The following is a 9,112-nucleotide window of genomic DNA, read 5'->3' on the forward strand; positions in this document are numbered from 1 at the left end:
GTCAGTCACCGGATATCTTGACTGACACACCGCCTTCGCGAGCAAGCCCGCTCCCACATTTTTGTCCGTATTCCAATCATCAGCCCCTACAATGCCTCCTATCATCCAAGGGGGCTTCATGGACATCGAACTGGCACGCACCTTCCTCGAAATCACCCGCTGCGGCAGCCTCGCAGCGGCGGCCGAGAAACTGCACGTCACCCAGACGGCAATCACCGCCCGGGTCAAAAACCTCGAAAGCCAGCTCAACAGTACCCTGTTCGTGCGCAACCGCGCCGGTGCCCGCCTGACCCCGGACGGCGAGGCGTTCGTGGTCTACGCCAACCAGCTTGTCCAGACCTGGGAAGCCGCACGCCGCGACCTGCCATTACCCGACGGCTACCGCAACGTGCTGCACATCGGCGGCGAAGTCAGCCTGTGCAACCCGCTGATGCTCGGCTGGGCCCAGGCCTTGCGTGAACACATCCCCGGTCATGCCTTGCGCACCGAGATTCGCGAAGGCGAGTACTTGTTGCGCCAGCTGGAACTGGGGGTGCTGGACGCCGCGCTGGTGTTCCAGCCGCAATACTGGCCGGGGTTGCAGGTGGAGCAGGTGCTGGAAGAAAAACTGATCCTGGTGCAACTGGCCGCCCGGCCCGAGCCCTACGTGTATATCGACTGGGGCCAGGGCTTTCGCCAGCAGCACGACGCCGCACTGCCGGACAAGGCCCGCGCAGCCCTGAGTTTCAATCTGGGGCCACTGGCGTTGCAGTACATCCTGGAAAACGGCGGTGCCGGGTATTTCCGCACGCGGGTCGTACAGAGCTACCTCGACAGCGGTGTGATGGAACGGGTGCCCAAGGCGCCGGAGTTCAGCTTCCCGACGTACCTGGTGTATTCCCGCGAGCGCGACTCGGCGGTTTTGCAGCAGGCGCTGGGGTTGCTGCGGGCGGTGGTGGAGGCCGAAAAGGATTGGTCGCAGCGCTGGGATCCGGTGATTTGAAGCCGTGCCCATGGTAGCCTCAGGTTGTTTTCTCCTGGTTCCCCCCTGCCGATGAACAAGAAAAAGTCCGTCACCATCAGCGACATCGCCAAACGGGTCAACATGACCACCATCACGGTGTCCCGGGCGCTGAGCAAACCCGACCTGGTCAAGCCCGCCACCCTGGCGCGGATTCTCGAAGTGGCGCGGGAGCTGGACTATGTGCCCAACGCCTTTGCCCGCGGGCTCAAGCGCAGCGAGAGCCTGATCATCGGCGTGATCACCGCTTCGGTCGACAACCCCTTCTACAGCGAGATGATCAAGGCGATTTCCCGCGAGGCGAAAAAGCACGGCTACACCATCATGCTGGTGGATACCGACGAACTGGAAGAACTGGAAAGCAAGGCAGTCGACACGCTGCTGGGCTACCGCGTGGCGGGGATCATCCTGTCGCCGGTCTCCGACGAGCCCAGCTACCAGCCGGACTATCTGGAGCGCCTGGGTAACGGCAAGACGCCGGTGGTGCTGCTCGATCGCACGATCCACGACAGCCCCTTCAGCCGCGTGGTGCTGGACAACTATCACAGCGGCATCGAGGCGGCGCAGTACCTGGTGCGGCAAACCCCGAATCTCAAGCGCCTGCTGGTGCTGACCGGGCCGGAGCATTCGCGCATCACCATGGAACGCCTCAAGGGCCTCAAAGAAGTCCTGGCCGAGCACCCGCAGGTGCAGGTCGAAGTGTGTGCCGGTGACTACACGCTGATGCCCTCCTACCTGCACACCCTCGACTACCTGGCCGAACACTCGGCGCCGGACGCGATCATGGGCTTCAACCAGTTGATCACCCTGGGCGCACTGCGTGCGCTGCGCATGCACAACATCCCCCATGACAGCCTGACCATCTGCGGCATCGACCGCCTGCCCTTTGCCGATATCTTCGGCGTGCCGATCGCCTGCGTGGCCCACGACGCGTCACTGGCCGGCAGCAGCGCGGTGCGGCTGCTGCTGGATCGTCTCGAAGACCCGCACAAACCGCGGGACAAGGTGGTGATCGCCGGCAAGCTGGAGAACGGCTAGCGGCTGGTGTAGCCGCCGTCGATCGGCAGGCTGACGCCGCTGATCATGCTGGCGGCATCGCTCAGCAGGAACAACACCGGCAGGGCCACTTCCGCCGTTTCGGCAAATCGCCCCAGGGGAATCGCCGCCAATGCCGGGTCGCGTTTGGCGGGCGCCGACCAGGCCACCTGTGCCATGGGCGTGAGGGTGACGGTGGGGTTGACGCTGTTGACGCGAATCCCGAAGCGGCCCCATTCGGCGCATTGCACGCGGGTGATGGCGTCCAGTGCGGCCTTGGAGGCGCAGTAGCCGAGGTGATCGTCCAGGGCTACCAGCGAGGCTTGGCTTGAGACGTTGACGATGCTGCCGGGAATCTTCGCTTCAATCATCGCCGCAGCGATACGGCTGGCGACCTGGGCCGCGGCGCGGGCGTTGACGTTCATCACCTGGTCGAAGGCTTCGGCGCTGATGGCCGCGGCGGGTTCCAGGCGGGAAATGCCGGCGCAGTTGACCAGTCCATGCATCGACGGCAGGTCTTGCAGGGCCAGGTCCAGGGCGGCGCTGTTGGCGATGTCCAGGCACAGGGTTTCGCAACCGAGTTGGGCCAGGGCCTGAGCGTCGCGGCCCAGGGCGAAAACCTGGGCGCCGCTGGCGATCAGTTGGAGGGCAATTTCCCGGCCGATGCCGCTGCTGGCGCCGGTGACGAGGATGCGCTGCTTGGTAAAGTCAAAAATAGCGTTCATGGTTCACGATCTCTAAAACGATGGAGATCCCATGTGGGAGCGGGCTTGCTCGCCAATGCGGTGGGTCAGGCAATAAATCCGGCACTGATACACCGTATTCGCGAGCAAGCCCGCTCCCACATTTGGATCAGTGTTCGCTTAATTCAATTGCAAGCTGTGCATCACCGGTTTCAACGCCGGGTACAATTTCAAATACTCGGCAAACGCCCGGTCATACACCCCGACATTCCCCGCCTCCGGCTCCGCCCGCAGCTCCAACTGCACCCAACCTTTCTCCATCTGCCGGTCATCCACCAACCCCACCGCATGGGCCGCCAACAACGCCGCGCCCAAGGCCGCCTCCACCTCTTGCACAATGGTGTAGACCGGGAAGTGGGTGATGTCCGCAATAATCTGCATCCACAAATCCGAATGGCTCGCCCCACCCACCACAATCAGCCGTGGATCAAGGGAATGCGCCCCACGGGTGCCCGCTTCGATATTGTGCCGCAGGGCAAAACTCACCCCTTCGAGCACCGCGCGGTACAGGTGGATCCGGCTGTGATACAGGTTCAGCCCGACAAAGCTGCCGCTGGCCCGGTCATCCCACACCGGGCTGCGTTCGCCCATGAGATACGGCAGGAACAACAGCCCTTCGCTGCCCGCCGGGATCTTCGCGGCGCTCTGCTCCAGCAGCCACAAACTGTCCTGGCCAGTCTCTTTCGCCTGCTGCTCCTCAGCCTGGCAGAACTGTTCGCGAAACCAGCTCACCGACGCCCCGGCGGTGATCGCACCACCGAAGATGTACAGGTCCTGATGGCCGTTATAGACGTGGGGCATGCTCACCAGGCCATGGCGCGCATCCACCTGCTGATTGAGATAACCCCAGCACATGCTGGTGCCGATCATCGCCACGTGATTGCCCGGCCGCGTCACCCCGGCCGCCAATGTGGCCATGGCCGCATCCACGCCCCCGGCCAGGATCGGCGTGCCGGCCTGCAAGCCTAGCCGCCGGGCCCATTCCTCCAGCAAACCACCGACCACTTCACCGGAATACAGCAAACGCTCCGGCATCATCGCCAACGGAATCCCAAGCGCCGCCAGCATCTCGGCCGACCAGCCGCGCCGGGCCACATCGTAGACGCCACCGATATTGCCGGCGCTGCTGTGGTCCACCGCCAACTCACCGGTCAGGCACCAGTTGATGTAGCTGTTGGGCGGCAGCAGGTAGCGGGTGTTGGCCCACACCTGCGGCTGGTGTTGCTTGAGCCAGAGCATCTTGGTGAAGCCGTAGTAGCTGTCCACCGAGTTGCCGGTGATCGTGAACAGCCGCTCCAGGTCCACATGCTCGCGCACCCACTCCACTTGCTCGCCCGCGCGCCGGTCCATCCAGATCAGGCACGGGTGCAGCGGCGTGATCTGCGCGTCCACGGCAATCCCCGAGCCGCCGTACAGGCTGCTGATGCACAGCGCCTTGACCTGCTCTTTCGCCACGCCGGCCTTCTCCATGCACTGGGCGACGCAGGCCTCCACCGCATCCAGCCAGACCTGCGGCCACTGCTCGGCCCAGCGCACTTTCGGGGTATCCACGCGATACCCCTGGCTGTGCTGGGCGATGATCAGGCCGTCCGCATCCACCAGCAACGCCTTGGTGCTTTGCGTACCGATGTCCACACCCATTACGTAGTTCATCTCAGAGCACCGGCTTCAGCAGCACCTTGATCGACTTGGTCGAGTTGGCCAGCTCAAACGCTTCGGCCCAGCTGTCCAGCCCGAAGTCATGGGTCACGATGCCCTTGGACGTCACCAGGCCGCGCTCGAACAGGTCGATGGCCACCGGGTAGCAATACGGCCCCAGGTGAGCGCCACGGACGTCCAGTTCCTTGCGGTCGCCGATGATCGACCAGTCGGCGCTGGTCTCGGCGCCAAACACGCTGAACTCGACAAACCGGCCGAGCTTGCGAATCAGATCCAGGCCCTGGGTAACGCCCGCCGGTACGCCGGTGGTTTCGATGTACACGTCGCAGCCGTAGTTGTCGGTCAGGCTATTGATGATCTCCCGGGCGTTATCCCGGGACGGGTTGATCACTACGTCGGCACCGTACTGCTTCGCCAGTTCCAGGCGCTCGTCGACCATGTCGATCACCACCAGTTTCTTCGGCGTTTTTAGCGCTGCCACCTGCACCATGCACAGGCCCAGGGTGCCGGCACCAGCAATAACCAGCACGTCATCCAGCTGGATCTCACCGCGGTTGACGGTGTGAATCGCGCAGGACATCGGCTCGATCAGCGCCGAATCTTCCAGGGACACCGACTCCGGGATCTTGTGCACGATGGCAGTCTTCGGAATGCGCATGTACTGGGCCATGCCACCCTCGGCGACTTCACGCTGGAAGCCGAAGATGTTGTGCACCTCGCACATCCAGTACTTGCCGGACTTGCAGAAGCGGCACTTGCCACACGGCACGATCTGCTCGGCGATCACCTTGTCGCCAACCTTCACGTCAAAGTGCTCCTCGGCGCCCTCGCCCGCTTCCACCACGTAGCCAAAGAACTCGTGCCCCGGCACCACCGGGGCCTTGACCCACGGGTTGTCGCCGCCCCAGAACATCGCGGCGCCGGAGTGGCATTTGCAGTCACTGGCGCAGATGCCGCAGGCGGCGATGCGAATCACCAGTTCATTGACCCGCGCCTGGGGTTTGCTGATGCGTTCCAGGCGGTAGTCTTTCGGGCCGTGGCAGACGACGGCTTGCATTTGGTTGTGCTTTTCCATGATGTGCGGACCTTTCTTGAGCATGAGAGAACCCATCGCGGCCACCATGGCCGCGTGGAGATAACCGGTTTACTTGTGGCGCTGACGGCTGATAAAGATCGCCAGCAAAATGATCCCGCCCTTGATCACACTCTGGACGTAGGGCGAGACCCCGAGCATGTTCAAGCCGTTGTTCAACACCCCCAGCAGCATGGCGCCGAGCAAGGTGCCGACAATCACCCCGCGCCCGCCGGCAATCGAGGCGCCGCCCAGGACCACAGCGGCAATCGCGTCGAGTTCAAACGACACCCCGGCATTCGGCTGGCCGCTCATCAAGCGCGAGGTCAGCACCAGCCCGGCAATCGCAGCGGTAAACCCGCTGATGCCATACACCAGCAACTTGAAGCGCGCCGCCCGTACGCCGGACAGGCGCACCGCTTCCTCGTTGCCGCCAATCGCGTAGATATAGCGGCCGATGCGGGTGTGTTGCAGCAGCACATAGGCCGCCAGGTACGTCACCAGCATGATCAGGATCGGCACCGAAATGCCGAACAGGCTTTCGCGGCCAAAGAAGCCAAACCACTCCGGCAACCCGGAAATCGGGTAGCCATCGGTGTACATCAGGCCGAACCCACGGGCGATGCCCATGGTCGCCAGGGTGACGATGATCGGCGGCATGTGCAGGTAGGCGACGAACAGGCCATTGCCGATGCCGAACGCCACGCCGACCAGCATCCCGGCGCCAATCGCCAGGCCCGGCGGCAAGCCTGCGACCATCAAGCCGGCGGTCAAGGTGCCGGACAACGCCATCACCGGCCCCACCGACAAATCGATGCCGCCGGTGAGAATCACGCAGGTCATGCCCACCGCGATAATCGCGTTGATCGACACCTGGCGCGCGATGTTCGACAGGTTGTTGGCCGTCAGGAAGTTATCGCTGGCGAAGATCATCACCAACGTCACCACCAGCAGCCCGACAAAGGGATAGAACGCCGGTGAGCGAATCAGCCGCGCCAGGTTCAGGCGCAGCCGGCCAGGCCCCACGGCATTAATGGACGTATTCACTTGAGCCCCCTGTTGCATGGCGCATGACCTCTTGAGGATTGACGGCAGACGCTTCCAGTACCTTGACGATGGCGCCCTTGTGGAACACCGCGACGCGGTCGCACATGCCGATGACTTCCGGCAGTTCCGAGGAAATCATGATGATTGCGTAGCCCTGTTCGGTGAGGCTGCGCATCAGTGCGTAGATCTGCGCCTTGGCACCGACGTCGATGCCACGGGTGGGTTCGTCGAACACCAGCACGTCGCAGTGATGGTTGATCCAGCGGGCAATCACGACTTTCTGCTGGTTGCCGCCGCTGAGGTTGAACACCCGGCTCTCGCCGCTGGGGGCCTTGATCGACAGCTGGCGCATCAGCGCTTCAACGCTGGCGCATTCCTTGTCCTTGTCGATCAGGCCGCTGGCGTTCTGGTATTTGGGCAGGTTGTTGAGAGAGATGTTTTCGCGAATGCTAAAATCGGTGATCAGCCCTTCGGTCTTGCGGCTTTCCGGCAGCAGGCCGATGCCATGGGCCAAGGCCTGGGCCGGGTCGTCGAGGGTGATTTGTTCACCCCGCAGCCACACGTCTTTGCTCACCGACGGCAGCGCGCCCATCATGCCCAGCGCCAATTCGGTACGCCCGGAACCCACCAGGCCGGCAAAGCCGAGAATCTCGCCCTTGTGCAATTCAAAGTGGTTATGGGGGCCGTTGCGCACCAACTGGATGTCCTTGACCTCCAGCAGCAGCGGCCCGCGTGCGGCGGTGGGCTTGGGCGGAAAACTGCACTCCAGGCGCCGCCCGACCATCATTTCCACCAGGCGGTCGATATCGCTGTCGGCCACATCGGTGACGCCCACATTGCCGCCGTCGCGCAGCACGCTGATGCGGTCGCAGACCTGGAAAATCTCCTCCAGGTGGTGGGAGATAAAAATCACCGCCACACCCTGGCGCTTGAGTTCACGCATGATTTCGAACAGCAGCTCGGCTTCGCTCGGCGTGAGGGTGGCGGTGGGTTCGTCGAGCACCAGCAGCCGCGCGTCCAGGGCCAGCGCCTTGGCGATCTCGACGAATTGCTGCTCGGCCACGCTCAGGTGCCTGACCGCGCATTGCAGGTCAATACTGACACCGAGGCGCTTGAACAACGCCTCGCTGGCCTCGACCATTTCGCGCTTGCGCAACAGGCCAAAACGGTTGCTCAGCTCATGGCCGAGGAAAATATTTTCCACCGCCGTGAGGTAGGGAATCAGGCTGAATTCCTGGAACACAATGCCGATGCCGGCGGCAATCGCATCACGATACGTCGCGAACTGCCGAGCCTCGCCGTCGATCAGGATCTGCCCTTCGTCCTGGTGCTCGACCCCGCCAAGGATCTTCATCAAGGTCGATTTGCCTGCACCGTTTTCCCCGAGCAAGGCATGAATCTCGCCGCGCTGCACTTCCAGGTTGATCGCCTTGAGGGCTTGCACCCCCGGGTAGCGCTTACAGATATTTTCCAGCTTCAGAAGACTGCTCATACCGCCGACCTCATATTCAGATGGATGACCTGTGCCCCACGCCTGGCGTGGGGCCTGGGTGTTTTACCAACTGAAATCCTTGGCCTTGGCCTGGTCGATCAGGGTGATGTCCACCGGGATCGTGGCCGGCACTTGCGAGCCCCACTTCTTGGCCAGGGCGATGCCCAGGGCGAGGCGGATCTGGTCCCGGGGGTATTGCGCGGAGGTGGCGATGAATTTGCTGCCGGGTTTCTGGATGGCCTTGATCGCTTCCGGCGCGCCGTCGACGCTCACCAGCTTGACATCCAGGCCGCTGGCTTCGATGGCCGAGAGTGCGCCGAGGGAGCCGTTGTCATTGACGCTGAAAATGCCCTTGAGGGTGGGCTGGGCCTGCAGCATGTTTTCGGTGACGGTCAGCGCCTGGTCACGTTCCTGCTTACCGTTCTGGATGCTCACGATCTTGATGTCCGGGTGCTTGGCCACGGCCTCCTTGCAACCGCGCACGCGCTCCAGGATCGGTACCACGGCGATGCCGTCGAGGATGGCGATATTGCCTTTGTCGCCGATGTTTTTGGCCAGGTATTCGCAGGCCTGGAAGCCGGCGTCGAAGTTTTTCGAGCCGACGAAGGAGTCCAGTGGGCCTTCGGCCTGGGCGTCGACGGCGACCACGACTACGCCGGCGGCGTGGGCGGATTTGACGGCTGATTGCACGCCGACGGAATCGGTGGGGTTGATCAGCAGGATGTCGATGCCTTTTTGCAGCATGTCTTCGACGTCGCTGACCTGTTTGGACACGTCGTGGCGGGCGTCGGTGATGATCAACTGCGCACCGATGGTCGCCCCGGCTTCCTGCAGGGCGTCTTTCATGGTGACGAAGTAAGGGTTGTTGATTTCCTGGAAGGACGCGCCGATGCGGATGGGGGCGGGTTTGGTGTCGGCCAGTGCCAGGCCAGCGGTGCCAAGATTGATGCTCAGAGCCAACAAACACAGGGTTTTCGGAAGCATTTTCATGGTGGGGATCTCTGTTTTGTTTTTATTTTTAGAGCAAATGTTATCGTTAACATTTTGTAAGAAGCTAGCAAAGA

Annotated in this window: 8 protein-coding genes; 2 read left to right on the forward strand and 6 right to left on the reverse strand. The window is 62.6% G+C overall.

Features of this window, described 5'->3' with window-relative positions; translation table 11 throughout:
• Positions 1 to 118: 118 nt before the first annotated feature.
• Together HX873_RS30505 and HX873_RS30510 are read left to right on the forward strand one after the other, a co-directional pair.
• Positions 119 to 982, forward strand: a complete 864-nt coding sequence (locus tag HX873_RS30505) for a LysR family transcriptional regulator (protein ID WP_008430591.1) — start codon at positions 119 to 121, stop codon at positions 980 to 982.
• Between the two features lie 51 nt (positions 983 to 1,033).
• Positions 1,034 to 2,038, forward strand: coding sequence for a LacI family DNA-binding transcriptional regulator (locus HX873_RS30510; protein ID WP_087694790.1), 1,005 nt, complete (start codon positions 1,034 to 1,036; stop codon positions 2,036 to 2,038).
• Here HX873_RS30510 and HX873_RS30515 read toward each other — a convergent pair.
• The 6 genes from HX873_RS30515 to HX873_RS30540 form a co-directional block, all read right to left on the reverse strand.
• Positions 2,035 to 2,760 (reverse strand): SDR family oxidoreductase, encoded by a 726-nt coding sequence (locus HX873_RS30515; RefSeq protein WP_177123693.1) that lies wholly within the window; start codon positions 2,758 to 2,760, stop codon positions 2,035 to 2,037. The two genes, HX873_RS30510 and HX873_RS30515, sit on opposite strands and share 4 nt — an antisense overlap.
• A gap of 138 nt (positions 2,761 to 2,898) precedes the next feature.
• Complete coding sequence (locus tag HX873_RS30520) at positions 2,899 to 4,431, reverse strand: FGGY-family carbohydrate kinase (RefSeq protein WP_177123694.1); 1,533 nt, start codon at positions 4,429 to 4,431, stop codon at positions 2,899 to 2,901.
• A 1-nt stretch (position 4,432) separates the two neighbouring features.
• On the reverse strand, positions 4,433 to 5,512 hold the full coding sequence (locus HX873_RS30525; protein ID WP_177123695.1) for an alcohol dehydrogenase catalytic domain-containing protein: 1,080 nt from the start codon (positions 5,510 to 5,512) through the stop codon (positions 4,433 to 4,435).
• Between the two features lie 69 nt (positions 5,513 to 5,581).
• A complete protein-coding gene (locus HX873_RS30530; protein ID WP_177021686.1) occupies positions 5,582 to 6,574 on the reverse strand; it encodes an ABC transporter permease in 993 nt (330 codons plus the stop codon).
• A complete protein-coding gene (locus tag HX873_RS30535) occupies positions 6,540 to 8,048 on the reverse strand; it encodes a sugar ABC transporter ATP-binding protein (protein ID WP_008430598.1) in 1,509 nt (502 codons plus the stop codon). Before HX873_RS30535 ends, HX873_RS30530 begins: the two co-directional genes overlap by 35 nt.
• A 63-nt stretch (positions 8,049 to 8,111) precedes the next feature.
• Entirely contained in the window at positions 8,112 to 9,038 is a 927-nt protein-coding gene (locus HX873_RS30540; RefSeq protein ID WP_003215780.1) for a substrate-binding domain-containing protein, read from the reverse strand.
• Positions 9,039 to 9,112 lie beyond the last annotated feature (74 nt).

It is taken from the genome of Pseudomonas sp. P7758 (assembly GCF_013386485.1).
Taxonomy (GTDB): Bacteria; Pseudomonadota; Gammaproteobacteria; order Pseudomonadales; family Pseudomonadaceae; genus Aquipseudomonas.